Below are 26,080 nucleotides of genomic sequence, written 5' to 3'. Positions count from 1 at the left end.
GTCCAGTCCACAGGGCTTGCGCACCTGTCCCGCTTCGGTTACTGGGAAGGACGGCCCACGCCATGCCCGCAGATCTCGCCGTGATCGGACTCGGCCCCTACGGACTGCCCCTGGCCCAGGCCGCTGTCGCCGCCGGCATCTCCACCCTCGGTTACCGCACCGGCCCCGAGGCCGGCTCCCTCAGCCCCGCGGAACTGCGCCGGATGCTCTCGGGGGGCTTCCGGACTGCCGCGGGGCCGACCGAGCTCGGCCGTGTCCGTACGGCGGTCATCTGCGCACCGACCCCGCCTTCCCCGGACGGCGGCCTGGACCTGAGCCAGGTCGAGGGGGCCGCCCGCACACTGAGCACCCGCCTGCGCCCGCACACCACCGTCATCCTGGAGTCCCCCGTGCCCCCGGGCACCACCGAGGAGTTCCTGCGCCCGCTCCTCGAGAAGGGCTCGGGTCTGCGCGCGGGCCGCGACTTCCACCTCGCCTATTCCCCCAGCCGCGTCGACCCCGGCAACCGCGACTTCACGCCCGCCAACACCCCCAAGGTGATCGGCGGCCTCACGCCCGCGTGCACGGAGTCGGCAGCCGCCTTCTACTCGCGCCTCACCGACAAGGTGGTACGCGCGCGTGGTCCGCGGGAGGCGGAGACGGTCCAGTTGCTGGAGACCAACTTCCGGCACGTCAACATCGCCCTCGTCAATGAGATGGCCGTCCTCTGCCACGACCTCGGCGTCGACCTCTGGGACGTCATCCGCTGCGCGGAGACCAAGCCCTTCGGCTTCCAGGCCTTCCGCCCCGGCCCGGGCGTCGGCGGTCACGCGGTACCCCGCGACCTGACCGGCGGCAGCCTCGGCGGCGGCCGCACCCTGCGCATGGTCGAACTCGCCCGGCAGGTCAACGACCAGATGCCCCGTTACGTCGTCCAGCGCGGCGCCGCTCTCCTCAACGAGCACGGCAAGTCCGCGCGGGGTGCCCGCGTCCTCCTGCTCGGCGTCACCTACAAGCCCGACCTCGCCGACCAGCAGGGCACCCCCGCCCAGGAGGTCGCCGTACGCCTGATGGAACTTGGCGCCGCTGTCAGCTACCACGACCCCCACATCCCGTCCTGGAGCGTCCTGGACCGCCCGGTCCCGCGCGCGGACTCCCTCTACGAGGCGGCGGCCGACGCGGACCTGACGATCCTGCTCCAGCAGCACCGGACGTACGACCTGCAGGGCCTGTCGGTGAAGGCCCAACTGCTGCTGGACACACGGGGGGCCACGCCTACGGGGGCGGCGCACCGCCTCTGACGTCAAAACGCAGGTGGCTCTGTCGGACCCACCTGTTAATCTCCCCTCACTCGTCGCACAATCGTGCGCACATTTCTCTGCTTTTCCATTCCGCTCGTTCCGTCCCGTGGGGGGATTTCTGTCATGAGCCAGTCAGCGCCACCGCCTGCCCAGCCGCCTGCCGAGCCGCAGGCCCAGCAGCAGCCGGTCGACGGCAATCCGTACGCCCAGCAGCCGGGCGCCGTTCCCCCGCCTCCGGCACCGGGGGTCCCGTACGGGGCCGTCCCCGCCCCCGCTCCGGTGCGCAACAACGTCGGCCTCGGTCTGGTGGCCGCCTTCGTCGCCGCCGTGGTCGCCGGCGGTGTCTACGGCGCGATCATCGGCCTGACCAAGCACGAGATCGGCTGGGCGGCGGTCGGCGTCGGCTTTCTGGTCGGCCTCGCCGCAGGGCGCCTCGGTGGCCGCAACCCCGTGCTGCCGGTCGCGAGCGCGGTCCTGTCGCTGGGCTCCGTCTACATCGGCCAGCTGGTGGGCGAGGCCGTAATCGCCGCCAAGGAGACCCCGCTGAGCTTCAGCGAACTCTTCTTCCAGCACTTCGACGTCCTCCAGGAGGCTTGGAAGGCGGACGCCGACCCGCTGACGTTCCTGTTCTTCGCGATCGCCGCGTACGTCGCCTTCACCGGCGCCAAGAAGGCGGCGCTCTGACGCTGCCAGTGCCCGGCGAAGGGGCGGCGCATCGGTTGTGAAGGGGGGCGCACAGGTGGACCTGCGGCCGGAGCTGGTGGCATGCGGGACGCGGCGCGGGTACCTTACGGAGACAGGTGGGGTCGGCCGCAGGGGGTACTGCGGCAGACTCGTGGATGGTTCACGGAGTGTCCGCCCCTAGTTCTCGTGGGGGCGGCCGCGCATCGGCCCACCAACAAGGTGGAGCCCACCGCAGCGGCCACTGCGGCAGGCTCCTGATGGTTCACGGAGTGTCCGCCCCTAGCTTCCTTGGGGGCGGCCGCTCACCATCCGAAAATCCGCAAGATCCACCTCCTCCGGCACTTCACCATCCGCAGACGGAGTCGGTCCCAGCGAGTGGGCTTGCGGTGACGTCCCATGGACGCCCCCTTCCACGATGCCGCCCATTGACCCGGTAGGCGGTCCGTCGGACATCGGGCCGGGCCCCGAGGAGCGGGGTCCGGAACCAAATCCTTGGAAGGGGGCGCTCCAGGAACCTGGGGCGCCGACACGGACGTTATCGCCCTCGGCCCGGCTGACCAGCCCGTTTCCACCCCGAACGCAACCGCGCGCCCCCGCACCACCCCGCGCGCCGCCCGCCTCGCAAAGCCCCGGGCACACGAAAGGAGGCCGGTCACCACCAGGTGACCGGCCCCCTTTCCGCCGTAGGCCCTACCGCTTGTGCTGCGAGTCGGCGACCGTGACCTCGACCCGCTGGAACTCCTTCAGCTCGCTGTAACCGGTCGTGGCCATCGCCCGCCGCAGCGCTCCGAAGAAGTTCATCGAGCCGTCCGGGATGTGCGACGGGCCCGCCAGGATCTCCTCGATGGTGCCGACGGTGCCGAGGTCGACCTTCTTGCCGCGCGGCAGCTCCTCGTTGACGGCCTCCATACCCCAGTGGTGGCCGCGGCCCGGCGCGTCCGTGGCACGGGCCAGCGGGGAGCCCATCATCACGGCGTCCGCGCCGCAGGCGATCGCCTTGGGGAGGTCGCCGGACCAGCCGACGCCACCGTCGGCGATGACGTGCACGTATCGGCCGCCGGACTCGTCCATGTAGTCCCGGCGGGCCGCGGCCACGTCGGCCACGGCCGTCGCCATCGGGACCTGGATGCCCAGCACATTGCGCGTGGTGTGCGCGGCGCCGCCGCCGAAGCCGACCAGGACGCCCGCCGCGCCGGTGCGCATCAGGTGCAGGGCGGCGGTGTACGTGGCGCAGCCGCCGACGATCACAGGGACGTCGAGCTCGTAGATGAACTGCTTCAGGTTCAGCGGCTCGTGGGAACCGGAGACGTGCTCCGCCGAGACCGTCGTGCCGCGGATGACGAAGATGTCCACGCCCGCGTCCACCACCGCCTTGGAGAACTGCGCCGTGCGCTGCGGGGACAGCGCGGCCGCGGTGACCACACCCGAGTCGCGCACCTCCTTGATGCGCTGCCCGATCAGCTCCTCCTTGATGGGAGCGGCGTAGATCTCCTGCAGGCGCCGGGTCGCGGCGTCCACGTCCAGCCCGGCGATCTCGTCGAGCAGCGGCTGCGGGTCCTCGTACCGCGTCCACAGGCCTTCGAGGTTCAGGACACCGAGGCCGCCGAGTTCTCCTATCCGGATCGCGGTGGCCGGGGAGACGACCGAGTCCATGGGGGCGGCCAGGAAGGGCAGCTCGAAGCGGTAGGCGTCGATCTGCCAGGCGATCGAGACCTCCTTCGGGTCGCGCGTACGACGGCTGGGGACGACGGCGATGTCGTCGAAGGCGTACGCCCGGCGGCCGCGCTTGCCGCGCCCGATCTCGATCTCAGTCACGATGTGTGGCCTTTCCCTGATGCGTTCAGCGTCTTCCAGTATCGCCGACGGGTACGGCGAGGGCGGTCCCGGATGCTCCGGGACCGCCCTCACGCGCGCGTGGCTTTCAGCAAAGGCTCACTTACGGCTGTAGTTCGGCGCCTCGACCGTCATCTGGATGTCGTGCGGGTGGCTCTCCTTGAGGCCCGCCGAGGTGATCCGTACGAAGCGGCCCTTGGACTCCATCTCGTCGATGGTGGCCGCGCCCACGTAGCCCATGGTCTGGCGCAGCCCGCCGACGAGCTGGTGAAGGACGCTGGACAGCGGGCCGCGGTAGGGCACCTGGCCCTCAATGCCCTCGGGCACGAGCTTGTCGTCGGCGGCGACCTCGGCCTGGAAGTAGCGGTCCTTCGAGTACGACTTGCCCTGACCGCGGGACTGCATGGCACCGAGCGAGCCCATGCCGCGGTACGACTTGAACTGCTTGCCGTTGATGAACTGCAGTTCGCCGGGCGACTCCTCGCAGCCCGCGAGCAGCGAGCCCAGCATCACGGTGTCGGCGCCGGCGGCGAGCGCCTTGCCGATGTCGCCGGAGTACTGCAGGCCGCCGTCGCCGATGAGCGGGATGCCCGCGGGACGGGCGGCGAGGGAGGCCTCGTAGATGGCGGTGACCTGCGGGACGCCGATGCCGGCGACCACGCGCGTGGTGCAGATGGAGCCCGGTCCGACACCGACCTTGATGCCGTCGACACCGGCGTCGATCAGTGCCTGGGCGCCGTCACGCGTGGCGACGTTGCCGCCGATCACGTCGACGCCGACGCTCGACTTGATCTTCGCCATCCAGCTGAGGGCGTTGCTGTTGTGGCCGTGCGAGGTGTCCACGACCAGGAAGTCCACACCGGCCTCGGCGAGCGCCTGGGCGCGCTCCAGGGCCTCGGGGCTGGCGCCGACGGCGGCACCGACGAGCAGGCGGCCTTCGGAGTCCTTGGCGGCGCTCGGGTACTTCTCCGCCTTGACGAAGTCCTTGACGGTGATCAGGCCCTTGAGGACACCGGAGTCGTCGACGAGCGGCAGCTTCTCGATCTTGTGCTTGCGCAGCAGGTCCATGGCGTCGGTGCCGGAGATGCCGACCTGGCCGGTGACCAGCGGCATCGGCGTCATGACCTCGCGCACCTGGCGGCTGCGGTCGGACTCGAAGGCCATGTCACGGTTGGTGACGATGCCGAGGAGCTTGCCTGCCGGGTCGGTGACCGGGACGCCGCTGATGCGGAACTTGGCGCACAGGGCGTCGGCCTCGGCGAGGGTCGCCTCCGGGTGCACGGTGATCGGGTCGGTGACCATGCCGGACTCGGACCGCTTCACCAGGTCGACCTGGTTGACCTGGTCCTCGACGGAGAGGTTGCGGTGCAGCACCCCGACGCCACCGAGGCGGGCCATCGCGATGGCCATGCGGGACTCGGTCACCTTGTCCATGGCCGCCGAGAGCAGCGGGATGTTGACCCGGACGTTGCGGGAGATGCGGGACGAGGTGTCGACCGCGTTCGGGAGCACCGCGGACGCGCCCGGCAGCAGCAGCACGTCGTCGTAGGTCAGCCCGAGCGTCGCGAATTTCTCGGGCACTCCGTCGACGTTTGCAGTCATGACACCTTCCCCAAATGGCCTTGATCGGTGCGGATGTCCATGCTAACGGGAAGCAAGGGCGTCACATTCCACGGATTCCACGGTGCGGACCCGCTCCGGGCTTCGTATGTTCGTACGGAAGCGGCGCACCGCCCGTTCAGGAGCGTGCCCTACTGCTCGGCCAGCGCTCGCAGCCTGCTCAGCGCCCGGTGCTGGGCCACACGGACCGCACCGGGTGACATTCCCAACATCTGACCCGTCTCCTCCGCCGTCAACCCCACGGCGATCCGCAGCAGCAGCAGTTCGCGCTGGTTCTCGGGGAGGTTGGCCAGCAGTTTCTTGGCCCATTCGGCGTCGCTGCTGAGCAGCGCCCGCTCCTCGGGGCCGAGCGAGTCGTCGGGCCGCTCCGGCATCTCGTCGGACGGAACCGCCGTCGAACCGGGGTGGCGCATGGCCGCGCGCTGCAGGTCGGCGACCTTGTGCGCGGCGATGGCGAAGACGAACGCCTCGAAGGGGCGCCCGGTGTCGCGATAGCGCGGCAGGGCGAGGAGGACGGCTACGCAGACCTCCTGCGCGAGGTCCTCCACGAAGTGCCGGGCATCACCCGGGAGACGGGACAGCCGGGTGCGGCAGTAGCGCAGGGCCAGCGGATGGACATGGGCGAGCAGGTCGTGCGTGGCCTGCTCGTCCCCCTCCACAGCACTGTGGACGAGCGCACCGATCGCCCCATGGGGATGAGCCGCCTCGTCGTCGCGCATCGGTCCATGGTGCCCTGGCGTCGTTGGATCCGTGGCATCGCGCTGGTTGTTGTGCACCGAAGCGTTATGAGCAGGTGCGCCGGAACTCATACCCTGCGCCCTCCCCTTCCGCTCGACCGACTCGTCCCCGAGAGACTCCACATCTCCAAGGATGCGGCATCCGCCACGAAACAAGCAGCGGGACGTTGAAGGGGCCGCTCGTCCGCGCCCCGTCAGGGGCGCGGGGAACTATGCGACCAGCCACAACAGGCCCGCACCAATACGACGACCGATCCGACCGACCAGGTTCCTAACGAACCAGGCCCCACCGGAATCCGAGCGCCACGGCGTGCGCCCGGTCCGAAGCACCGAGCTTCTTGAACAACCGCCGGGCATGCGTCTTGACGGTGTCCTCGGAGAGAAAGAGCTCACGCCCGATCTCCGCGTTGGAGCGACCGTGACTCATGCCTTCGAGCACCTGGATCTCACGCGCGGTGAGCGTGGGCGCCGCGCCCATCTCCGCCGACCGCAGCCGACGCGGGGCGAGCCGCCAGGTCGGGTCGGCGAGCGCCTGCGTCACGGTGGCGCGCAACTCCGCGCGCGAGGCGTCCTTGTGGAGGTAGCCGCGGGCACCCGCGGCCACCGCGAGGGCGACCCCGTCGAGGTCCTCCGCGACCGTGAGCATGATGATGCGCGCACCGGGGTCCGCGGACAGCAGCCGGCGCACGGTCTCGACGCCGCCCAGACCGGGCATGCGTACGTCCATCAGAATCAGGTCCGAACGGTCCGCGCCCCAGCGGCGGAGGACTTCCTCGCCGTTGGCCGCGGTCGTCACGCGCTCGACGCCGGGCACGGTCGCGACCGCGCGGCGGAGCGCCTCTCGGGCAAGCGGGGAGTCGTCGCAGACGAGGACGGATGTCATGGCCGTCCTCCGCAGCTGATGCACGTCACCTTGAGCCTCCAGGCTGGTACGAAATCGTCACCTGTGCGGTCGACCGACTCGGACGCCTGTCCGAGCGCTTGTGTTTTCAACCGCCTCCGCACTCTCAACGACGGTCACCCGAAAGAGTTACGGGGCTGCGCACTGTCTTCGGCACTCTACGTGAGGGCGCGGACACGGTGCAGACATGCACCGCGGACCCACAACGTTTCATCACAACCCATGCCCCATTCAGACCCTTTTCTTCCCATTTCCTGGTGTCTGAGGCTAGATTCGCAATGAGTCATATTTTCATCTCCTTAGATCGTAGATGTACGGTCGTGGACACCGTATCCGCCCAGAACGGCTACAAGGGGTCACGCAATGGCAGATTTCTCCCGCCTTCCCGGACCGAACGCGGACCTGTGGGACTGGCAGCTTCTGGCCGCCTGTCGCGGGGTGGACAGCTCGCTTTTCTTCCATCCGGAGGGCGAGCGCGGTGCGGCCCGGAGTGCTCGCGAGAACTCGGCCAAGGAGGTCTGCATGAGGTGCCCGGTGCGCGCGCAGTGCGCGGCGCACGCGCTTGCGGTGAGAGAGCCGTACGGCGTGTGGGGCGGGCTTACCGAGGACGAGCGCGAGGAGCTCATGGGGCGGGCGCGGCACCGGCTGGTGTCCGCGTCGTCCGTGGGAAGCGGCGCATCGAACAACTGAAGGAACGTTTCTCCTAGAAGGGCACGCACGCGCGTGCCCTTCCTTGTTTTCCGCGTACCGGCGTACGGGCCTACCGGTCGGCCGCGCGCGCCAGTTGCTCCAGCGTCGCCGCCACCGCAGGGACCCGGGCCAGATCCGGCAGCGTGAGCGCGACGATCTCCCGCCGGACCGCCGGTTCCAGCGTCACCGTGCGCGCACCTCGAGGCCGTACCGACTCGACCGCGAGCTGGGGCAGGACGGCGACACCGAGGCCCGCGCCCACCAGGCCGACGACCGCGGGGTAGTCGTCGGTCGCGAAGTCGATGCGGGGCGTGAAGCCGGCGCCCTCGCACACCTCGACCAACTGGCCGCGGCAGCGCGGGCACCCTGCGATCCACGACTCCCCGGCCAGCTCCCCGATGGACACGGAATCCGCGCGCGCGAGCCGGTGCCGCTCCGGTACGAGGGCGACGAGCCGGTCGGTCAGCAGGGGCCGTACGACGAGGTCGTCCCACTCGTCCCCGCCCCCGGCCCCCTCGTACCGGAAGGCGAGCGCGATGTCGCAGTCGCCCTCCCGCAACAGGCCGACGGACTGCGGTGGTTCGGCCTCCTCCAGAAAGACGCGGGTGCCCGGGTGGGCGGCGCGCAGCGCGGCGAGGGCGGTGGGGACGAGGGTGGAGCTGCCGCTGGGGAAGGAGACCAGCCGGACGCGCCCGGCCCGCAGGCCGGCGATGGCGGCGACCTCCTCCTCCGCCGCCGTCAGCCCCGCCAGGATGCCGGCGGCGTGCCGCACCAGCGCCTCGCCCGCCTGCGTCAGCCGCATCTCGCGTCCGCTGCGGATGAGCAACGGCGTGCCCACGGACGTCTCCAAGGCCTTGATCTGCTGGCTGACGGCGGGCTGGGTGCAGCCCAGTTCACGCCCCGCGGCGGAGAAGGAACCGGTCGCGGCGACGGCGCGCAGAACACGGAGATGTCGGGCCTCGATCACGCTTCGAGGATAAGCCCTGCTTTGATACGGCGCCGAATAATGCATGGCAACTTTGGGTTCCGGTCCCCTACCGTGCCGCCATGGAGCTTCTGTCGGTGAATCTGGGCCGCGCCAGGGCCGTTGCGTACACGGACAACCCGGAGGGTGTCACCGGTATCGACAAGCGGCCCGTCGACGGACCCGTGCGGGTGGCCGCGCCCGGCCCCAAGGGCGTCGGCGGGAGCGCGCTCGCCGGGGACGCGGTGTGCAAGAAGCAGCACCACGGCGGCGACGACCAGGCCGTGTACGCGATGGCGCGCGAGGACCTGGACGAGTGGGAGGGCGAGCTGGGCCGCTCGCTCGCCAACGGCGCCTTCGGCGAGAACCTCACGACGCGGGGCATCGACGTCTCCGGCGCGCTGATCGGCGAGCGCTGGCGCCTCGGCCCCGAGGTGGTGCTCGAGGTCACGAGCGCGCGCATCCCGTGCGGCACCTTCCAGGGCCACATGGACGAGAAGCGGTGGGTGAAGCGGTTCACGCAGAAGGGAGCGCCCGGGGCGTATCTGCGGGTGGTCCGGCCGGGCGAGATCCGGACCGGGGACCCGGTCGAGATCGTGCACCGGCCGGACCACGACGTGACGGTCGCCCTGGCGTTCCGGGCGATGACCACCGAACGGCCGCTCCAGCCAAGGCTGCTGGCGGCGGGTGAGGCACTCCATCCGGAGCTGCGGAAGTGGGCGCTCGAGTATGTGGAGAAGCACGGCGCCTGACGACGTCCGCCGCAAGCGGACGCTGTCGGTCCCGGTCATTAACCTTGCGCCATGACAACGGCATTGATTACGGGATCGACCGCGGGCATCGGTGCCGCGTTCGCGCGCCGGCTGGCGGCTGACGGGCACAACCTGGTGCTGGTGGCCCGCGACACCAAGCGGCTCCAGGAACAGGCGACCGAGCTCCACGACCGCCACGGCATCGAGGCCGAGGTTCTCACCGCCGACCTCGCCACGGACCCCGGCATCGAGGCGGTCGCCGCCCGCCTCCGCGACCGTAAGTCCTCCGTCGACCTCCTCGTCAACAACGCCGGCTTCGGCAACAAGGGCCGCTATCTCGACGTCTCCATGGCCGACGAGCTGAAGATGCTCAAGGTGCACTGCGAGGCGGTGCTGCGGCTGACGTCGGCGGCGACGGAGGCGATGCGGGAGCGGGGGCGCGGGGGTGTCGTGAACGTCGCGTCGGTGGCGGCTTTCGTTCCTCGGGGGACGTACGGCGCCTCGAAGGCGTGGGTCGTGCAGTTCACACAGGGCGCGGCGAGGGATCTGGCGGGGAGCGGGGTCCGTCTGATGGCCCTGTGCCCGGGCTTCGTGCGGACCGAGTTCCACCAGCGGGCCGGGATGGGCACGGACAACATCCCCGGCTGGATGTGGCTCGACCCGGACAAGCTGGTCGCCGCGGCCCTCGGTGACCTGTCCCGCGGCAAGACCCTGTCGATCCCGGATCCGCGCTACAAGGCGCTCATGGGGTTGGTGAAGGTGGCGCCCCGGGGGTTGCTGGGCGGGATCACGTCGAGGACGGGGCGGAAGTACGGGCCGCAGTAGGGTCCGAAAAGGCGGACAATGGTGCTGTTCGAACCGGACCCAGGGGGGCCGGAGGTGATCGCGTATGACGTTCGTACAGCTCATCGACTGCAGGACCAGCCGTTTCGACGAGATGGACCGGCTGATGGACACATGGGTCGAGCAGACCAGGGGAAAGCGGACCGCGACGCATGCGGTGGTCGGCAAGGACCGGTCCGACGCGTCGCACTTCGTCGAGATCGTGGAGTTTCCCTCGTACGAGGAGGCGATGCGGAATTCGGGGCTGCCGGAGACGGGGCGGATCTTCGAGGGCATGGTCGCCCTGTGCGACGAGACGCCCACCTTCATGGATCTGGACGTGGTGCGGGACGAGCAGCTCAACCCGGCGACGTCACGGCAGTTCTTCGAGCGGGCCGGGCGGTCCGACACGGACGCCGTGTTCGAAGGGTTCTCCGACGACTACCTGGAGCATGACCCGGCCAACCCCGGCGACGTGGATCTGGAGGGTTCGCGCCAGGTGTACGAAGGGTGGCGGCAGGCCTTCGACCTCGCCTTCCGGGTCGACGACCAGATCGCCCAGGACGACCGGGTGTGCACCCGCTGGACCCTGGCCGGCCGGCACAAGGGCGATTTCCTCGGGATTCCGGCCACCGGCCAGAACATCACCATGACCGGCACCACCTGGCACCGGTTCCGGGACGGGATGATCTGCGAGGGCTGGTGGCAGTACGACCGGGCCGGGCTGCTGGAACAGCTGGGAGTACTCGGGGAGTGACCCGCGAAGGGGAGGGCCCCGGTCCGGCACTCAGGTGCGGAACGGGGCCCTTTGCGAGCGTGAGCTCAGTGGGAGTGGCCGTGGCCGTGACCACCGGCGGCCGGCTCCTCCTCTTCCTTCTTCTCGACGACCAGGGTCTCGGTCGTCAGGAGGAGGGAGGCGATGGAGGCGGCGTTCTCCAGGGCGGAGCGGGTGACCTTGACCGGGTCGATGACGCCGGCCTTGACCAGGTCGCCGTACTCGCCGGTCGCGGCGTTGAAGCCCTGGCCCTTGTCGAGCTCGGCGACCTTGGCGGTGATGACGTAGCCCTCGAGGCCGGCGTTCTCGGCGATCCAGCGCAGCGGCTCGACGACGGCCTTGCGGACGACGGCGACACCGGTGGCCTCGTCGCCGGTCTTGCCGAGGCCGCCCTCGAGCACCTTGGCGGCGTGGACCAGAGCGGAGCCACCACCGGAGACGATGCCCTCCTCGACCGCGGCGCGGGTCGCGGAGATGGCGTCCTCCAGACGGTGCTTCTTCTCCTTCAGCTCCACCTCGGTGGCGGCGCCGACCTTGATCACGCACACGCCACCGGCGAGCTTCGCGAGGCGCTCCTGGAGCTTCTCGCGGTCCCAGTCGGAGTCGGTGTTCTCGATCTCGGCCTTGATCTGGGCGATGCGGCCCTGGACGGCGGCGGAGTCACCGGCGCCGTCGACGATCGTGGTGTCGTCCTTGGTGACCGTGACACGGCGGGCGGAGCCCAGCACGTCCAGGCCGACCTGGTCGAGCTTGAGGCCGACCTCCTCGGAGATGACCTCGGCGCCGGTCAGCGTCGCCATGTCCTGCAGCATCGCCTTGCGACGGTCACCGAAGCCGGGGGCCTTGACGGCGACCGCGTTGAAGGTGCCGCGGATCTTGTTGACGACCAGGGTCGACAGGGCCTCACCCTCGACGTCCTCGGCGATGATCAGCAGCGGCTTGGAGGCACCCGCCTGGATGACCTTCTCGAGCAGCGGCAGCAGGTCCTGGATCGAGGAGATCTTGCCCTGGTTGATCAGGATGTACGGGTCGTCGAGGACGGCCTCCATACGCTCCTGGTCGGAGACCATGTAGGGCGACAGGTAGCCCTTGTCGAAGGCCATGCCCTCGGTGAAGTCCAGCTCCAGACCGAAGGTGTTGGACTCCTCGACGGTGATGACACCGTCCTTGCCGACCTTGTCCATCGCCTCGGCGATGAGCTCGCCGACCTGGCTGTCCTGGGCGGACAGACCGGCGACGGCGGCGATGTCGGACTTCTCGTCGATCGGGCGGGCGGTCGCGAGGAGCTCCTCGGACACGGCCTTGACCGCGGCGTCGATGCCCTTCTTCAGGGCGGCCGGGGAGGCACCCGCGGCGACGTTCTTCAGGCCCTCGCGGACCAGCGCCTGGGCCAGCACGGTGGCGGTGGTGGTGCCGTCACCCGCGATGTCGTTGGTCTTGGTCGCCACCTCCTTCACCAGCTGGGCGCCGAGGTTCTCGTACGGGTCGTCGATCTCGACCTCACGGGCGATCGTGACACCGTCGTTGGTGATGGTGGGAGCGCCGAACTTCTTGTCGATGACGACGTTGCGGCCCTTGGGGCCGATCGTCACCTTGACCGTGTCGGCAAGCTTGTTGACGCCGCGCTCGAGGGCGCGACGGGCGTCCTCGTCGAACTTCAGGATCTTCGCCATGGGAGCGTGAGCCCTCTCGGAAATCTAGGTGAAAAGAGACTGCGCCCCGGGCGCCCGGCTTGTTAGTGGTCGGGGGGCCAGGGGCGCAGCTCAGAGAAATGCTGGGGTGAATTACTTCTCGATGATCGCGAGCACGTCGCGAGCCGAGAGGACGAGGTACTCCTCGCCGTTGTACTTCACCTCGGTGCCGCCGTACTTGCTGTACAGCACGATGTCGCCGGTCTGGACGTCGAGCGGCAGGCGCTCGCCGTTCTCGAAGCGGCCCGGGCCCACGGCCAGGACGACGCCCTCCTGGGGCTTCTCCTTGGCGGTGTCCGGGATGACCAGGCCAGAGGCGGTGGTCTGCTCGGCGTCGAGCGGCTGGACCACAATGCGGTCCTCGAGCGGCTTGATGGCAACCTTGGAGCTGGTGGTCGTCACGATCCGACCTCCCCCTTCGGAGATCACGGGGTTGACTGTCTGAGGTGGCGACCAGGTGGATCCGTCGTCGCGGGTGCCGGACCTGCCCGTCGCTGTGTTGGCACTCTCCAGGGGGGAGTGCCAGACCCGAGACTATGACCGTGATTAGCACTCGGTCAAGCGGAGTGCCAATTCGCGGCGCGGCTGAGCGGAATTCGGGTGCGCGTGGGTGGGGGTTGCCGTTCTGGGGGCTGCCGCCCCCAGGCCCCCGCTTCGGCCGAAGGGCCTCGTCCTCAAACTCCCCCAGAGGGGGCACCCCCAGACAGGCTGAATTGCTACAGGTAGTCCTCCAAGCGACCCACTGTCAGCCCTCGGCGCTGGATCTCCCGCAGCAATCTCAGGGTCGGGCCCGTCGCCTCTCCCGATGCCACCGAGACGATGTCTCCCGCCCGCAGCGGCCGCTCCGGCGCGCCGCCCTCCGCCGACACGCTCCACAGCACCACCGCCGAGAGTCCGCAGTCCGCCGCCGCGCGCAGGGTCATGCGGTCGTACGTGCCGTAGGGCGGCCGGAACAGCCGCGGCCGGATGCCGAAGCGGGAGCGCACCTTCTCCTGCTGGCCGCAGATCTCGGCGCGCTGGCCGGGGTACGGCAGACCCCGCAGGGCGGGGTGGTCGAGGGTGTGGTTCTGGATGCTCGCGCCGACCGACTGCAGGCGCGCGAAGTGGCCGTACCCGGGGCCGACGACGCTGTCCGTGAGGAACATGGTGACGGGCAGCCGCAGTTCACGGACCATGTCGACGAACCGCGAATCCCTCTCGGCACCGTCGTCGTAGGTGAGGAAGACGACCTTGTCGGACGTCCGGACACGTCTCACGACCGGCGGCAGGCCGCCCCGGCGCACCGACGGGCGCGCCGCCGCGCGCGGGGGCGCCTGCAGCGGGGCCACGAGGCCCCAGTGGCGGTACGGCCGGCCGTCCGCGCCGTCCGGCACCTCCGCCCCGTCCGGCCGGTCCGGCCCCACCCGCTGCGCCGCCTTCTTGCCCAGCCGTTCGATGGGATCGACGGACTGGGCACAGCCGGTGAGCAGGGCGGCCGCAAGCGCCGCGGCGACCAGCACCCGCGCTCTCACAGGTAGTCCTCGAGGCGGGCCACCGCGTACCCCTCGGCCGTGACCCTGTTCAGGAAGCGGCGGACCATGTCGGGCATCGTGCCCTTCCAGTCCCCCCGGCCCCGGAAATGGCTCAGCACGATGTCGCCGGGGTGGAGGTCCTGGTCCTCCTCGCGGTACTCCCAGTGGTCGACGTAGACCTCTTCGTTCCAGATGGGCGCGTACCTGATGCCGCAGGACCTGGCCGCTCGCAGGGTGTCCTCGTTGTAGTTGCCGTAGGGCGGCCGGAAGAGCGTGGGCCGCCTGCCGAACCGCTTCTCGATGACGTCCTGCATCCCGCAGATCTCGCGCTGCTGGCGGGCGTAAGACAGCGCGGGCAGGAAGGGGTGGTGGAGCGTGTGGTTGTTCAGTACGACCCCGGTGTCCCGCATCCTCGCGAAGTAGGCGTAGTCGTCCTTGATCAGGTAGTCGCTGAGGAAGGCGGTGTACGGGATCTTCAGCTCGCTCATCATCCGCAGGAACGCGGGGTCCTTCTCGGCGCCGTCGTCGATGGTGAGGAAGACGATCTTCTGCTCGGTGGGAACCGTGGTGAAGACCGGCGGCAGCCCCTTCTGCTCATGGCCGTCGACCTCGAAGCCGGGGCGGGTGGTGATGCGGGGCTTGGTCGCGGGCGCCAGTGGGGCCGTCAGCGGGACCCTCGTCAGGCCCCAGCGTCTGGCGGCGGCGATCCGGGCCTGCTCGGCGCGGAGTCGGGCGGCCCGGATGCGGGTCTTGTCGGCCTGGAGGTCGGCGGCGGGGGCCGGGGGTGCGTGGAGGGGCCGCTGCGGCCGTGCGCCGGTGCCGGCCGGGTCGGCGCAGCCGGAGACCAGGGCGGCCACCGCCAGGAGGACGAGGCCGCCACGGATCGACACCGACACCACCAACGCCCCATTTTTATACTTTTGTCCTACTGTTCCCATGGGGATGGATCCTCGCAGGTCACGGCCTCGCACCCGGGCCGACACCGCCGCCGGAAGCGGACCGTCCACCGACTGGCCCACAATGACCCGGTGAACGACCTCGCCCCCCTCCTCACCCCCGAAGGCCGTGCCCTCCTCGACGAGGTGCGCGGCACCGCCCCCGCCGACGAACTCGCCGTCGCCACCCGGCTGCGCCGCGGGCATCCCGCCGGACTCGTCTCCGCGGCGCTCGGCCAGGCCCGGTTGCGGCAGCGGGCGGCGGCCAAGTTCGGGGCCGAGGACGCGGAGCGGATGTTCTTCACGCCGAACGGCGTCGAGCAGTCGACCCGGGCGAGCGTGGCGGCGTACCGCGCGGAGCGCCTGCGGGCCCTGGGCGTCACCTCCGTCGCCGACCTGTGCTGCGGGATCGGCGGGGACGCGATCGCGCTGGCCCGGGCCGGCATCCGGGTCCTCGCGGTCGACCGGGATCCGCTGACGGCGGCGGCCGCGCGGGCGAACGCGGACGCGCTGGGGCTCGCCGGCCTGATCGACGTACGGGAGGCGGACGTCACGGAGGTCGACACGGCCCCGTACGACGCCGTGTTCGTGGATCCGGCGAGGCGGGGCGGGCGGGGCCGCATCTTCGATCCGGAGGCCTACTCGCCGCCCCTGTCGTGGGCCGTCCGGGCGGCTCTCGAGGCCCCGCACGCCGCGCTGAAGGTCGCGCCCGGCATTCCGCACGAGGCGGTTCCGGCGGAGGCCGAGGCGGAGTGGATCTCCGACGGCGGGGACGTGAAGGAGGCGGTGCTGTGGTTCGGCACCGCGCCGGGGGCCGTGCGGGCCACGCTGCTGCCGGGACCGCGGACCCTGCTCGGCCGGGGGCTCCCCGACCCCGAAGTCCGTTCCGTGGGGCGGTACTTGTACGAGCCGGACGGCGCCGTCATCCGGGCCCATCTGGTGGCCGAGGCGGCCGGGGAGCTCGACGGCGGGCTGATCGACCCCACGATCGCCTACGTCACCGCGGACACACTGCGCGAGACCCCGTATGCCACGGCGTACGAGATCACCGACCAACTCCCCTTCGGTGTCAAGAAGTTGAAGGCGCTGCTGCGGGAGCGGGAGGTCGGGATCCTGACCGTGAAGAAGCGCGGGTCGGCCGTCGAGCCGGAGGAACTGCGCCGCAAGGCCCTTCCGAAACCGCAGGGTCCGCACTCCGTGACGGTGTTCCTGACCCGGGTCGCGGGGGCGCCGACCATGCTGATCGGCGCCCCCGCGAGGGCCGTCACCGGTGCTGGAGCGTCCTGAGCGGCTCCGGGTGCGGGTCGGCACCGACCGGGCCCGGCCGCGCCGTGGTGGCGGACCGGCCGTCGCCGACGCGCAGGGCCCGGCTGCTCGTCCGAGTGCTCGCAGGGTCGTCGCCCTCGTACGCCGTGTCGAAGACCTGTCCGCTGTTCGCGGCGATCGAGGCGCCCCGCGGAGTGCCGCCGTGCCGCGGTGCTCGCCGCGTTCGGCGACAAGTCACTGACCGCACTCCCGCGCCCGCTCCAGCAGCAGTTCGCGCTCGCGTTCGTTGCGGGTGAGCGCGGCCGCCCGCTCGAACTCGGCCCGCGCCTGCGTCGTACGTCCGAGGCGGGCCAGGAGATCGCCCCGCACGCTCGGCAGCAGGTGGTATTCGTTCAGGGCGGGTTCGTCGGTGAGGGCGTCGACGATCTCCAGGGCCGGGCCCGGTCCCTCGGCCATCGAGACGGCGACCGCGCGGTTGAGTTCGACGACCGGGGAGGGGGCGCGGGCGGCGAGCAGGGCGTAGAGGGTGGCGATGGCCGGCCAGTCGGTCTCCTCGTAGGTGTACGCGTGCGCGTGGCAGGCGGCGATGGCGGCCTGGAGGACGTAGGGGCCGGGGGCGCCCGCGGCCGTGGTGTCCGCGCGGCCCAGGGCCTTGATGCCGCGGGCGATGAGCATGCGGTTCCAGCGGCTGCGGTTCTGGTCCTTGAGCAGGACCGGCTCGCCGCGCGGTCCGGTGCGGGCGGCCGTGCGGGAGGCCTGGAACTCCAACAGGGCGGCCAAGCCGTGTACTTCGGGTTCCTTGGGCATGAGGGCGGACAGCAGACGGGCCAGCCGCAGGGCGTCCTCGCACAGGGAGGGGCGCAGCCAGTCGTCGCCCGCCGTGGCCGCGTATCCCTCGTTGAAGATCAGGTAGATGACGTCCAGGACGGAACCGAGGCGGGCCTCGCGGTCGGGGCCGTAGGGCACCTCGAAGGCGATGTTCTTCGTGGCGAGGGTCCGCTTGGCGCGCACGATGCGCTGGGCGACGGTCGCCTCCGGGACCAGGAAGGCGCGGGCGATCTCGGGGGTGGTCAGGCCGCCGAGCAGCCTCAGGGTGAGGGCGGTGCGGGCCTCGGCGGACAGCACCGGGTGACAGGTGGTGAAGACGAGCCTGAGCAGGTCGTCGTCGATGTCCTCGGGGTCGGACGGCTCCTCCGGCGGGGCGGTCTCCGACAGGTCCCGGCCGATCTCTGCCAGCTTGCGGGCGTAGTTCTCCCGGCGCCGGACCAGGTCCACGGCCCGTCTGCGCGCGATGGCCATGAGCCAGGCGCCCGGGTTGTCGGGGACGCCGTCGCGCGGCCACTGCTCGAGTGCCGCGACCAGGGCGTCCTGGGCGAGCTCCTCGGCGATGCCGACGTCCCGGACGACACGGGTGACGCCGGCGATGATGCGCGGCGACTCCATGCGGAAGACGGTCTCCACGACGGTCTCCACGGAGGAGCGTGCGTCGGTGGTGGGGGGCTGTGAGGTCACAACCCCCCATTCGACACCCGTACGGTCCCGCAGCCAAGGAAGCGGGCTCAGCCCTCCGCGATCTCCCGCACCTCGCAGGTGACCGTCCAGTGCTCCTCGTGCACCTTCAGGAAGCGCTTGGTCCACTCGATCGCCTCGGCCATGTCCTTGGCCTGGACGATGGCGTACCCCCCGACGACCTCCTTCGCCTCGGTGAAGGGGCCGTCGGTCACCGACAGCTGCCCCTTCTCCCAGCGCACCCGGGCCCCCTGCGCGGTCGGCGTGAGCCCGGCGGTGTCGAGCAGTACCCCGGCCTTCGTCATCTCCTCGATCAGCTCGCCCATGCGCTGCATCAGGGCGTCGCTGGGGCCCTCGGCGGGGGCGGTCTTCTCGTCGATCTGGACCATCGACAGGTAACGCGGCATGGTGACTCCTCGGTCGCTACGGGGCCGGTCCTTCCCGGCCTCTCACCACAGCGTCGATCGGGAGAGGCCGGGATCGACAGACTCCGCGGATTTCTTCGGAGATTTTTTCCAGGGCCCCGAAACGGGGTCCTGACCTGCTACGACAGCACCCCGCCGAACCACGCCTTGGCGGACGGCGCCCCGATCGTCACCGGGCCGAAGGTGAACGCCGCGTCCGTCACGATGCCGGTCGGACGCCCCCGCAGCGACCAGACCGCGCCGTCGCCGGAGTTCTCGCGGGGCGCGGCCGCCGCGAGGTCCGCGTAGCCGTTGCCGTTGATGTCGAGGAGGCTGACCGAGCCGCCGAAGTTGTCGCTCGACTCCGCTGCACCGGGGACGCCGTCGGTGTCCTGGGTGAAGCCCTGGGCGGCATTGCCGGTCAGGCCGTCGTGGCTGCCGTAGAGGACGTTGACCATGCCCGCCCCGCCCTTGTCGCCGAGCGCCTCGCCGGGCGCGCCCACAGCCACATCGGCGTAGCCGTCGCCGTTGACGTCACCGGCGGCCACCGCGTCGCCGAAGCGGTCCTCCTCCTCCGTGGCGCCGGGGACCCCCTCGGTGTCCTGGCTGTACGACTTCCAGGTCGACGCCGGCTTCAGACCGGCGGCCGAGCCGAGGGCCACGGTGACCGTGGAGTCGTTCGGGACGCCCCGGACGACGTCTTCGAAACCGTCGCCGTTGACGTCACCGAAGGCCACCTGGCCGCTGCCCTCGGGGGCGGCGGCAAAGGTGAAGGCGCCTCCGGAGGGGTTGGCCAGGTAGAACTGCGACCCGATGCCGCCGTCGCCGAGGTAGACGGTCAGCGCAAGGTCGTCGCGACCGTCGCCGTTGACGTCCCCGGCGGCGGCGTACATCACGTCGTAGGGCTCCACCTTGGTCGAGCCGAAGTCCTGCGTGGCGGCCGGCTTCCCGGCCCTGGAGACCGGGCCCCGCCAGACGGTGGCCTCGGTGCCGAGCGGGTCGTCGCCCGGGGCACGGCCACCGCGGAACAGGACCAGGTCCTGCTTGCCGTCGCCGTCGAAGTCGCCGGCCTGGGTGGTCGCGGCCGGCACGGACACCCCACCGGACAGGCCGCCCTGGCCGCCCCAGACGACGACCGCGTCCCGGGTCGAGGAGGCCTGCCCGATGATCAGGTCGGTGCGCCTGTCGCCGTCCAGGTCCCCCGTGGACAGCTGGTAGCCGAAGTTCTCGCCCGCGGCGGGATCGCCCGGGATGCCGCTGGTGGAACGGCTGATGATCGTGCGGTGGTCCTTGGTCAGACCGTGCGGGCCGCCGTACATGACGGTGACGTATCCCGCCCCCTGCTTGCCGCCGACCGTGGCGATCGGAGCGCCGACGGCGAGGTCCTTGTAGCCGTCGCCGTTGAAGTCGTCCACGACGTCGTGGACGGACTTCGGGGCGGCCGCGGCGGCGGTGCCCGCCAGGGCGGGTATCCCGCCGAGCGCGAGCACTCCGGCGATCAGTGGCACGGACCAGGCTTTGTACGAACGCGAGTTGGACATCGGTGATCCCCCTGGTTACTGCAATGTGGTCACCGCAACAGACATCACTGGACGCCCGATGGTTGCAACCGTCGTCCCGTGTTTCAGCGCAGCGACTCCCACAGCTCACTCGCCGCCGGTTCCTTCGCCACCACGCGGTTGGGGTTCGAGGGCGCGGTCACGACCGGCATGGTCACCGTCTTCGCTTCGTCGCTCGACAGGCCCCTCAGGCTCTCGCCGAGGCTCATCAGCTCGGTCAGGGAGTCGAGGCCGGTGTCGGTGGTGAGACTGCCGGTGATCGCGTCGGCGACGGAGTACAGCTTGGTGGGGCTGGTCAGCAGGTTCGTCGAGGAGATCTGCTCCAGCAGGGCCTTCACCAGCTTCTGCTGGAGGCCTATGCGGCCCAGGTCGCTGCCGTCGCCTATGCCGTGCCGGGTGCGGGCGAACGCGAGGGCCTGCGCGCCGTTCAGGTGGTGGGTGCCCGCCTTCAGGGTGAGGTGGCTGTCGTCGTCGTCGATGTCCTCGTCCGTGGTCACCGTGACCCCGCCGAGCGCGTCCACCAGCTTCGCGAAGCCCGAGAAGTCGATCTCGACGTAGTGATCCATGCGGACGTTCGTGATCGACTCGACCGTCTTGACCGCGCACACCGGACCACCCACCGAGTAGGCGCTGTTGAACATCGCGCCGTACGCCGCCGACGTGGAGCCCCCGCTCGCGAGGGGGCACGACGGGCGGGTGACGAGGGTGTCGCGCGGGATGCTGACGACCGTCGCCGTGGTGCGGCCCGCGTCGATGTGCACGACCATCGCGGTGTCGGACCGGGCGCCGGTGCTGCTGCCGCCCCCGAGCGCCTGGTTCGCCTTGCCGCTGCGCGAGTCGGAGCCCAGGACCAGGATGTTCACCGCCTCCGTGGGCAGCGGTGCCTCCTGCGAGGCGGAAGGGGTCGGCGTCACCTTCGCGGGACGGTCGTCCCCGAGCGCGCTGTCGATGTCGACGCTCTTGATGTTGCTGTTGAGGTGCCAGTACGCCCAGCCCGCCGCCGCGCATCCCAGGACCAGCGTGCCCGCGAGCGCGAGGCCGACGGCCTTCAGTACTCTCGGCCGCCGACCTGCTCGTCTGTCCTCGTCGTCTCCCGTCACGGGGAGGAACGTACGTCCGAATTATTACGTGGAAGGCTTCCTGGGCGGCTTTCTTCGGAAAATCTCAGACTTCTCATTCCAGCGTCACTGCCGGTGGCGGATTGCTGCCGCTCCACGAGGCGTTGAATCCGAAGGTCACCGAACCGCCGTCCGGCACGGTCCCGTTGTAGGCGGCGTTCGAGCAACTGACCGCGGTCCCCGACTGGATGCAGGTCGCGTTCCAGGCCTGGGTGATCCGCTGCCCGGCGCCGTACGTCCAGGCGACCTTCCACGACGACAGCGCGGCACCCGAGCAGGAGATCCTCACCTGTCCCGTGAAGCCGGTGTCCCACTGACTGGTCACGCTGTAGGCCGCGCTGCACGCGCCGGTCGGCGGCGGCGTGGTCGTGCCGCCGAGCGCCTCCGCGATCGCGTAGTACGCCGGTTTCGGCGCGTAGTTCTCGTCGTACGGCGTCGCCGCGCCCTCCCCCGGGAAGGTGCTCGGGATCCAGGAGTCGGAGTCGGTGAAGCCCCAGACGGTGACGCCGGCGCAGCGGGCGACCGCCACGCACGCGTTCATGACGGCCCTGTAGTCGGCGGCCTGCTGCGTGAGCTTCGTGCTGTCGGAGGGCAGGGTCATCCGGATGTCGAGCTCGGTGATCGTCACGTCGACTCCGAGGTCGGCGAAGCGCTGGATGTTCTGCTGGAGGGTGGAGGGCACCTGGCCGACGATCAGATGGGCCTGGAGCCCGACCCCGTCGATCGGGACGCCCTGCTCCTTCAGTGACTTGACCAGGTTGTACAGGGCCGTGGACTTCGCGTTGACACCCTCGACGTTGTAGTCGTTGATGTACAGCCTGGCGGCCGGGTCGGCGGCGCGGGCCGCGGTGAGGGCCTGGGCGATGTAGCCGGTGCCGAGGCCGTCGTACCAGAGGGTCTGGCGGTAGGTGCCGTCCTCGTTGAAGGGCTCGTTGACGACGTCCCAGGCCTTGAGGCGGCCCTTGTAGCGGCCGACCTCCAGGGCTATGTGGTCGTTCATCAACTGGCTGAGCTGGGCCCCGGTCCAGGTGCCGTTCGTCAGCCAGCCCGGGTTCTGGTTGTGCCAGAGCAGGGTGTGGCCGCGCACCTGCTGGCCGTGGGCCTCGGCGAAGTTCACGATCTGGTCGGCCTCGGCCCAGTTGTAGTTGCCCCGGGTCGGCTCGACCGAGCCCCACTTCATGGCGTTGCCGGGGGTCAGCGAGTTGAACTGCGTCCCGGCGAGGTCGCCGTAGGTGCCGGTGAGCTTGGAGCCGGTGACGGCCGTGCCCATGACCTTGCCCTTGGCGGCGGCGAGGTCGCGCAGGGGGACGTCGGCGGCGCTCGCCGTGGGGGCCAGGGCGAGCAGCGCGAGGCCGCTCAGGAGGGACACAAGGGATAAGCCGGTTCTCAGAGATCTCATTGCGGGTGCCTCCGAAAGTTTCGGTCGTGCAACCGATTGGCTTCGGAGGAGTGTGGGCGCAGGCACCCCACCCGTCAATAGCTCACCCCTCGGCCTCAGCGGTACTGCTGCGCACCACCAGGCTCGTCGCCAGCTCCACCCGGGTCGCCGCCGGGCTGCCGCCGTCCCGCCCCAGGTCCAGCACCAGCTTCGCCGCGGCCTCGGCCATCTCGGTCAGCGGCTGCCGTACGGTCGTCAGCGGCGGCCCAACCCAGGGCGCCACCGGAAGGTCGTCGAACCCGACCACGCTCAGATCCTCCGGGATGCGCAGGCCCAGCTCGCGGGCCGCCTCGTACAGACCGAGCGCCTGGAGGTCGTTGCCGGCGAAGACCGCGGTGGGCCGGTCGGGGCGGCGCAGGAGTGCCAGGCCCTGGCGGTAGCCGGTCTCGTGGTGGAAGTCGCCGGCCATGATCAGCCCGGGGTCGACGGGCAGCCCCGCGGTCTCCAGGGCGGCCCGGTAGCCGTCGATGCGGGCGCGGCTGCACATCATGCGGGAGGGGCCGGTGATCGCCCCGATCCTGCGGTGCCCGAGTTCGACGAGGTGCCGGGTCGCGGCGAGCCCGCCCTGCCAGTTGGTCGCGCCGATGGAGGGCACGTCTGCGCCCGGATCGCCCGCCGGGTCCATCACCACGAACGGGATCGACCTGCTGTTCAGCAGCGCGCGCTGGGACTCGTCGAGCCCGGAGAGCACGAGGATCACGCCGTAGGGGCGGCGGGCGGCCACCTGGTCGGCCCAGGTGCGCCCGGGGGTGAGCCGCCCCGCGCTCTCGCTCAGCACGACGCTGAGCCCGGCGTCCCGGGCCACGTTCTCCACGCCCCGGATGACCTCCATCGCCCACGCGCTCTCCAGTTCGTGGAAGACCAGGTCGATCAGGGGCGAACGGCTCGCCTCGGCGCGCCGGCGCCGGTAGCCGTGCGCGCGCAGGAGGCCTTCGACGCGGGCACGGGTCGCGGGAGCGACGTCGGCCCGTCCGTTGAGGACCTTCGAAACTGTCGGCGCCGAAACGCCGGCCTCCCGTGCGATCTCGGCGAGCGTGGCGGTCTGCGGCGACCGTCCCGCCGTCGGGGATGTCGGGGAAGTCGTCCGGGTTTCTGCGGGCTCCGGGGGTGTCATGGCGGCGATCGTATCCCTGCGCGACCTCTTGACGAACCCTCGCGGCGGCCCTAGGTTCCCAAAACATTCGGATTACACTTCGAAACATTCGTGAAGGTCGGCCCGACAGTCGAGCCCGACAGGAGTTACATGACCACCGCGCCCTGGCGTGACCCCGCCCTGACCGCCTCCGCCCGCGTCGACGACCTCCTCTCCCGGATGACCCTTCAGGAGAAGACCGCCCAGCTCTACGGCGTGTGGGTGGGCGCCAGCACGGACGGGGACGGAGTCGCCCCGCTCCAGCGCGAGATGACCGCCGACTACGACTGGGACGAGCTGATCACCCGGGGCCTGGGCCAGCTCACCCGCCCCTTCGGCACCGCCCCCGTGGACCCGGCGCTGGGCGCGCAGGCACTGGCCCGCGCCCAGCGCCGTATCGCCGAGGCGGGCCGTTTCGGCATCCCGGCGCTGGCCCACGAGGAGTGCCTGGCCGGCTTCACCACCTGGCGGGCCACCGCCTATCCGGTCCCGCTCGCCTGGGGCGCGAGCTGGGACGCCGATCTGGTCGAGGAGATGGCCGGTGCCATCGGCCGCGACCTGCGCGCGGTCGGTGTCCACCAGGGTCTGGCCCCCGTTCTGGACGTCGTCCGCGACCCGCGCTGGGGACGGGTCGAGGAGACGATCGGCGAGGACCCGTACCTGGTGGGCACGATCGGCGCCGCGTACGTGCGGGGTCTGGAGTCGGCGGGGATCGTCGCCACGCTCAAGCACTTCGCGGGGTACGCCTCCTCGGCCGGCGCCCGCAACCTCGCGCCCGTGCGCGCGGGCGTGCGGGAGTTCGCCGACATCACCCTGCCGCCCTTCGAGTTCGCCCTGCGCGAGGGCGGGGCCCGCTCGGTGATGGCCGCGTACACCGACACGGACGGCGTCCCGGCCTCCGCCGATCCCGGACTGCTGACCGAACTCCTGCGCGAGGAGTGGGGGTTCACCGGCACGGTGGTCGCCGACTACTTCGGCGTCGGCTTCCTCCAGACCCAGCACCGGATCGCCGGCACCGAGGCGGGGGCGGCCCACGCGGCCCTCGCGGCGGGCCTCGACGTCGAACTGCCCACCCTCAAGTGCTACGGCACCCCGCTGATCGAGGCCGTCCTCGCGGGCGAGGTCCCCGAGTCGCTGATCGACCGGGCGGCCCGCCGGGTCCTGCTCCAGAAGTGCGAGCTGGGCCTCCTGGACGAGGACTGGAACCCGGAACCCGCCGAGCGGATCGACCTGGACTCGACGGCGAACCGCACCCTGGCCCGCCGCCTCGCCGAGGAGTCGGTGGTGCTCCTGGACAACCCGGACGGCCTGCTCCCGCTGGCGCCCGACACCCGGATCGCGGTCGTCGGCCCCCGTGCCGCCGACGCCCTCGCCATGCTGGGCTGCTACTCCTTCCCCTCCCACGTCCTCACCCACCACCCCGACGTCCCGATGGGCATCGGGATCCCCACGGTCCTGGAGGCGCTGCGCTCCGAACTCCCCGACGCCAAGGTGACATTCACCGAGGGCTGCGGGGTCGACGAGCCGGACACCGGGGGTTTCGAGGAGGCGGTGGCCCGGACGGCGGAGGCGGACGTCTGCGTAGCGGTGCTCGGCGACCGGGCGGGCCTCTTCGGCCGGGGCACCTCGGGCGAGGGCTGCGACGTGACGGACCTGCGCCTGCCGGGGGTCCAGGGAGAGTTGCTGGACTCGCTGGTCGCGACCGGTGTCCCGGTCGTGCTGGTCCTGCTGACCGGCCGCCCCTACGCGCTCGGCCGCTGGCAGGGCCGGCTCGGCGCGGTCGTCCAGGCGTTCTTCCCCGGCGAGGAGGGCGGCCCGGCCGTCGCCGGAGTGCTGTCGGGCCGGGTCAACCCCTCGGGCCGCCTCCCGGTGAGCGTCCCGCAAGTGCCCGGCGGCCAGCCGTGGACCTACCTCCAGCCGCCGCTCGGCCTCGCGGGCGAGGTCAGCAACCTGGACCCGACCCCGCTGTACGCCTTCGGACACGGGCGCTCCTACACGGAGTTCGTGTGGGAGGACTTCACGGGCGGCGGGGCACGGGAGGAGATCGGCACGGACGGCACCCACGACGTGTCGTTGACCGTGCGCAACGCGGGGGACCGAGCGGGCGCCGAGGTCGTCCAGCTGTATCTGCACGACCCGGTCGCCTCGGTGACCCGCCCGGACGTCCGCCTGATCGGCTATCGGCGGCTGGAGCTGGAGCCGGGCGAGTCCCGTCGCGTGACCTTCCGCTTCCACGCCGAACTGTCGGCGTTCACCGACCGCACGGGCCGCCGCGTCGTCGAACCGGGCGACCTGGAACTGCGGCTGGCGGCGTCGAGCGCGGAGGTCCGCCACTCGGCGCCGCTGCGCCTCACGGGCCCGCTACGGGAGTTGGGCCCGAACCGCCGCCTGCGCTGCGAGACGGAGGTGTCGCAGACGGAGTAACTCGGCCCACGCCCAGCGACTCGAACCGCCGTCGG

Annotated in this window: 24 protein-coding genes; 8 read left to right on the top strand and 16 right to left on the bottom strand. The window is 70.9% G+C overall.

The window, feature by feature from the left end; translation table 11 throughout:
- Positions 1-62 precede the first annotated feature (62 nt).
- Positions 63-1,280, top strand: coding sequence for a nucleotide sugar dehydrogenase (locus BFN33_RS27860; RefSeq protein WP_069762870.1), 1,218 nt, complete (start codon positions 63-65; stop codon positions 1,278-1,280).
- A 123-nt stretch (positions 1,281-1,403) separates the two neighbouring features.
- Complete coding sequence (locus tag BFN33_RS27855) at positions 1,404-1,964, top strand: hypothetical protein (protein WP_069762869.1); 561 nt, start codon at positions 1,404-1,406, stop codon at positions 1,962-1,964.
- Between the two features lie 690 nt (positions 1,965-2,654).
- Here BFN33_RS27855 and BFN33_RS27850 read toward each other — a convergent pair.
- The 4 genes from BFN33_RS27850 to BFN33_RS27835 all read right to left on the bottom strand — a co-directional run bounded on the left by BFN33_RS27850 (position 2,655) and on the right by BFN33_RS27835 (position 7,037).
- Positions 2,655-3,779, bottom strand: a complete 1,125-nt coding sequence (locus BFN33_RS27850; protein WP_069762868.1) for a GuaB3 family IMP dehydrogenase-related protein — start codon at positions 3,777-3,779, stop codon at positions 2,655-2,657.
- A gap of 117 nt (positions 3,780-3,896) precedes the next feature.
- Positions 3,897-5,399, bottom strand: a complete 1,503-nt coding sequence (guaB, locus tag BFN33_RS27845) for an IMP dehydrogenase (protein ID WP_069762867.1) — start codon at positions 5,397-5,399, stop codon at positions 3,897-3,899.
- Positions 5,400-5,548: 149 nt separating this feature from the next.
- Entirely contained in the window at positions 5,549-6,136 is a 588-nt protein-coding gene (locus BFN33_RS27840) for a sigma-70 family RNA polymerase sigma factor (RefSeq protein ID WP_007384137.1), read from the bottom strand.
- Positions 6,137-6,425: 289 nt separating this feature from the next.
- Positions 6,426-7,037, bottom strand: coding sequence for a response regulator transcription factor (locus tag BFN33_RS27835; RefSeq protein ID WP_003948568.1), 612 nt, complete (start codon positions 7,035-7,037; stop codon positions 6,426-6,428).
- 381 nt (positions 7,038-7,418) lie between these two features.
- Between BFN33_RS27835 and BFN33_RS27830 the strand changes: the two genes are divergently transcribed.
- A complete protein-coding gene (locus BFN33_RS27830; protein WP_007384136.1) occupies positions 7,419-7,745 on the top strand; it encodes a WhiB family transcriptional regulator in 327 nt (108 codons plus the stop codon).
- Between the two features lie 70 nt (positions 7,746-7,815).
- Here the strand turns inward: BFN33_RS27830 and BFN33_RS27825 are convergent, their stop codons facing one another.
- The gene (locus BFN33_RS27825; RefSeq protein ID WP_069762866.1) at positions 7,816-8,712 is read right to left on the bottom strand and encodes a LysR family transcriptional regulator; all 897 of its coding nucleotides are present in this window, start codon (positions 8,710-8,712) and stop codon (positions 7,816-7,818) included.
- A gap of 80 nt (positions 8,713-8,792) precedes the next feature.
- On the opposite strand from BFN33_RS27825, the gene BFN33_RS27820 reads away from it, so the two are divergent.
- From BFN33_RS27820 to BFN33_RS27810, 3 genes are all read left to right on the top strand, one after another.
- Positions 8,793-9,461 (top strand): MOSC domain-containing protein, encoded by a 669-nt coding sequence (locus BFN33_RS27820; RefSeq protein ID WP_069762865.1) that lies wholly within the window; start codon positions 8,793-8,795, stop codon positions 9,459-9,461.
- Positions 9,462-9,512: 51 nt separating this feature from the next.
- The gene (locus tag BFN33_RS27815; RefSeq protein ID WP_069762864.1) at positions 9,513-10,286 is read left to right on the top strand and encodes an SDR family oxidoreductase; all 774 of its coding nucleotides are present in this window, start codon (positions 9,513-9,515) and stop codon (positions 10,284-10,286) included.
- A 64-nt stretch (positions 10,287-10,350) separates the two neighbouring features.
- Positions 10,351-11,040 carry an ester cyclase gene (locus tag BFN33_RS27810; RefSeq protein WP_069762863.1) on the top strand — a complete coding sequence of 230 codons (690 nt, stop codon included), beginning with the start codon at positions 10,351-10,353 and terminating at the stop codon, positions 11,038-11,040.
- Positions 11,041-11,105: 65 nt separating this feature from the next.
- Here the strand turns inward: BFN33_RS27810 and groL are convergent, their stop codons facing one another.
- From groL to BFN33_RS27790, 4 genes are all read right to left on the bottom strand, one after another.
- Positions 11,106-12,731 (bottom strand): chaperonin GroEL, encoded by a 1,626-nt coding sequence (gene groL / locus BFN33_RS27805; protein ID WP_069762862.1) that lies wholly within the window; start codon positions 12,729-12,731, stop codon positions 11,106-11,108.
- Positions 12,732-12,842: 111 nt separating this feature from the next.
- Entirely contained in the window at positions 12,843-13,151 is a 309-nt protein-coding gene (gene groES / locus BFN33_RS27800) for a co-chaperone GroES (protein ID WP_028807844.1), read from the bottom strand.
- A gap of 314 nt (positions 13,152-13,465) precedes the next feature.
- Complete coding sequence (locus tag BFN33_RS27795; protein WP_069762861.1) at positions 13,466-14,260, bottom strand: polysaccharide deacetylase family protein; 795 nt, start codon at positions 14,258-14,260, stop codon at positions 13,466-13,468.
- Positions 14,257-15,198 (bottom strand): polysaccharide deacetylase family protein, encoded by a 942-nt coding sequence (locus BFN33_RS27790; protein WP_069762860.1) that lies wholly within the window; start codon positions 15,196-15,198, stop codon positions 14,257-14,259. The genes BFN33_RS27795 and BFN33_RS27790 overlap by 4 nt, the downstream gene beginning before the upstream one ends.
- 90 nt (positions 15,199-15,288) lie before the next feature.
- On the opposite strand from BFN33_RS27790, the gene BFN33_RS27785 reads away from it, so the two are divergent.
- Positions 15,289-16,482, top strand: coding sequence for a methyltransferase domain-containing protein (locus BFN33_RS27785; protein WP_069762859.1), 1,194 nt, complete (start codon positions 15,289-15,291; stop codon positions 16,480-16,482).
- On the opposite strand, the gene BFN33_RS52710 is transcribed toward BFN33_RS27785, so the two are convergent.
- The 7 genes from BFN33_RS52710 to BFN33_RS27755 form a co-directional block, all read right to left on the bottom strand.
- Positions 16,460-16,699, bottom strand: a complete 240-nt coding sequence (locus tag BFN33_RS52710) for a hypothetical protein (protein WP_141757998.1) — start codon at positions 16,697-16,699, stop codon at positions 16,460-16,462. The genes BFN33_RS27785 and BFN33_RS52710 overlap by 23 nt on opposite strands.
- Entirely contained in the window at positions 16,696-17,973 is a 1,278-nt protein-coding gene (locus BFN33_RS27780; protein WP_069762858.1) for a sigma-70 family RNA polymerase sigma factor, read from the bottom strand. Before BFN33_RS27780 ends, BFN33_RS52710 begins: the two co-directional genes overlap by 4 nt.
- A gap of 47 nt (positions 17,974-18,020) precedes the next feature.
- On the bottom strand, positions 18,021-18,377 hold the full coding sequence (locus BFN33_RS27775) for a YciI family protein (protein WP_037719081.1): 357 nt from the start codon (positions 18,375-18,377) through the stop codon (positions 18,021-18,023).
- A gap of 137 nt (positions 18,378-18,514) precedes the next feature.
- Complete coding sequence (locus BFN33_RS27770) at positions 18,515-19,915, bottom strand: FG-GAP and VCBS repeat-containing protein (RefSeq protein WP_069762857.1); 1,401 nt, start codon at positions 19,913-19,915, stop codon at positions 18,515-18,517.
- 83 nt (positions 19,916-19,998) lie between these two features.
- Positions 19,999-21,033 carry an LCP family protein gene (locus tag BFN33_RS27765; RefSeq protein ID WP_069762856.1) on the bottom strand — a complete coding sequence of 345 codons (1,035 nt, stop codon included), beginning with the start codon at positions 21,031-21,033 and terminating at the stop codon, positions 19,999-20,001.
- Between the two features lie 73 nt (positions 21,034-21,106).
- Positions 21,107-22,450 (bottom strand): endo-1,4-beta-xylanase, encoded by a 1,344-nt coding sequence (locus tag BFN33_RS27760; protein WP_069762855.1) that lies wholly within the window; start codon positions 22,448-22,450, stop codon positions 21,107-21,109.
- 82 nt (positions 22,451-22,532) lie between these two features.
- Positions 22,533-23,603 (bottom strand): LacI family DNA-binding transcriptional regulator, encoded by a 1,071-nt coding sequence (locus tag BFN33_RS27755; protein WP_069762854.1) that lies wholly within the window; start codon positions 23,601-23,603, stop codon positions 22,533-22,535.
- 129 nt (positions 23,604-23,732) lie between these two features.
- On the opposite strand from BFN33_RS27755, the gene BFN33_RS27750 reads away from it, so the two are divergent.
- Positions 23,733-26,045 (top strand): glycoside hydrolase family 3 N-terminal domain-containing protein, encoded by a 2,313-nt coding sequence (locus BFN33_RS27750; protein WP_069762853.1) that lies wholly within the window; start codon positions 23,733-23,735, stop codon positions 26,043-26,045.
- The last annotated feature ends 35 nt before the right edge of the window (positions 26,046-26,080 follow it).

The sequence above is a fragment of the Streptomyces sp. LUP47B genome (genome assembly GCF_001746295.1).
Taxonomy (GTDB): Bacteria; Actinomycetota; Actinomycetes; order Streptomycetales; family Streptomycetaceae; genus Streptomyces.
The sequence above is the reverse complement of the archived record's forward strand: the minus strand, read 5'-3'. Positions and strand labels throughout refer to the sequence as shown.

Excerpts from the sequence above, each read along its gene's own strand:
- BFN33_RS27860 (WP_069762870.1), top strand. The coding sequence starts at position 63 with ATGCCCGCAGATCTCGCCGTGATCGGACTCGGCCCCTACGGACTGCCC.
- BFN33_RS27855 (WP_069762869.1), top strand. The coding sequence starts at position 1,404 with ATGAGCCAGTCAGCGCCACCGCCTGCCCAGCCGCCTGCCGAGCCGCAG.
- guaB (WP_069762867.1), bottom strand. The coding sequence starts at position 5,399 with ATGACTGCAAACGTCGACGGAGTGCCCGAGAAATTCGCGACGCTCGGG.
- BFN33_RS27840 (WP_007384137.1), bottom strand. The coding sequence starts at position 6,136 with ATGCGCGACGACGAGGCGGCTCATCCCCATGGGGCGATCGGTGCGCTC.
- BFN33_RS27835 (WP_003948568.1), bottom strand. The coding sequence starts at position 7,037 with ATGACATCCGTCCTCGTCTGCGACGACTCCCCGCTTGCCCGAGAGGCG.
- BFN33_RS27830 (WP_007384136.1), top strand. The coding sequence starts at position 7,419 with ATGGCAGATTTCTCCCGCCTTCCCGGACCGAACGCGGACCTGTGGGAC.
- BFN33_RS27820 (WP_069762865.1), top strand. The coding sequence starts at position 8,793 with ATGGAGCTTCTGTCGGTGAATCTGGGCCGCGCCAGGGCCGTTGCGTAC.
- BFN33_RS27815 (WP_069762864.1), top strand. The coding sequence starts at position 9,513 with ATGACAACGGCATTGATTACGGGATCGACCGCGGGCATCGGTGCCGCG.
- BFN33_RS27810 (WP_069762863.1), top strand. The coding sequence starts at position 10,351 with ATGACGTTCGTACAGCTCATCGACTGCAGGACCAGCCGTTTCGACGAG.
- groL (WP_069762862.1), bottom strand. The coding sequence starts at position 12,731 with ATGGCGAAGATCCTGAAGTTCGACGAGGACGCCCGTCGCGCCCTCGAG.
- BFN33_RS27790 (WP_069762860.1), bottom strand. The coding sequence starts at position 15,198 with ATGGGAACAGTAGGACAAAAGTATAAAAATGGGGCGTTGGTGGTGTCG.
- BFN33_RS27775 (WP_037719081.1), bottom strand. The coding sequence starts at position 18,377 with ATGCCGCGTTACCTGTCGATGGTCCAGATCGACGAGAAGACCGCCCCC.
- BFN33_RS27770 (WP_069762857.1), bottom strand. The coding sequence starts at position 19,915 with ATGTCCAACTCGCGTTCGTACAAAGCCTGGTCCGTGCCACTGATCGCC.
- BFN33_RS27760 (WP_069762855.1), bottom strand. The coding sequence starts at position 22,450 with ATGAGATCTCTGAGAACCGGCTTATCCCTTGTGTCCCTCCTGAGCGGC.
- BFN33_RS27755 (WP_069762854.1), bottom strand. The coding sequence starts at position 23,603 with ATGACACCCCCGGAGCCCGCAGAAACCCGGACGACTTCCCCGACATCC.
- BFN33_RS27750 (WP_069762853.1), top strand. The coding sequence starts at position 23,733 with ATGACCACCGCGCCCTGGCGTGACCCCGCCCTGACCGCCTCCGCCCGC.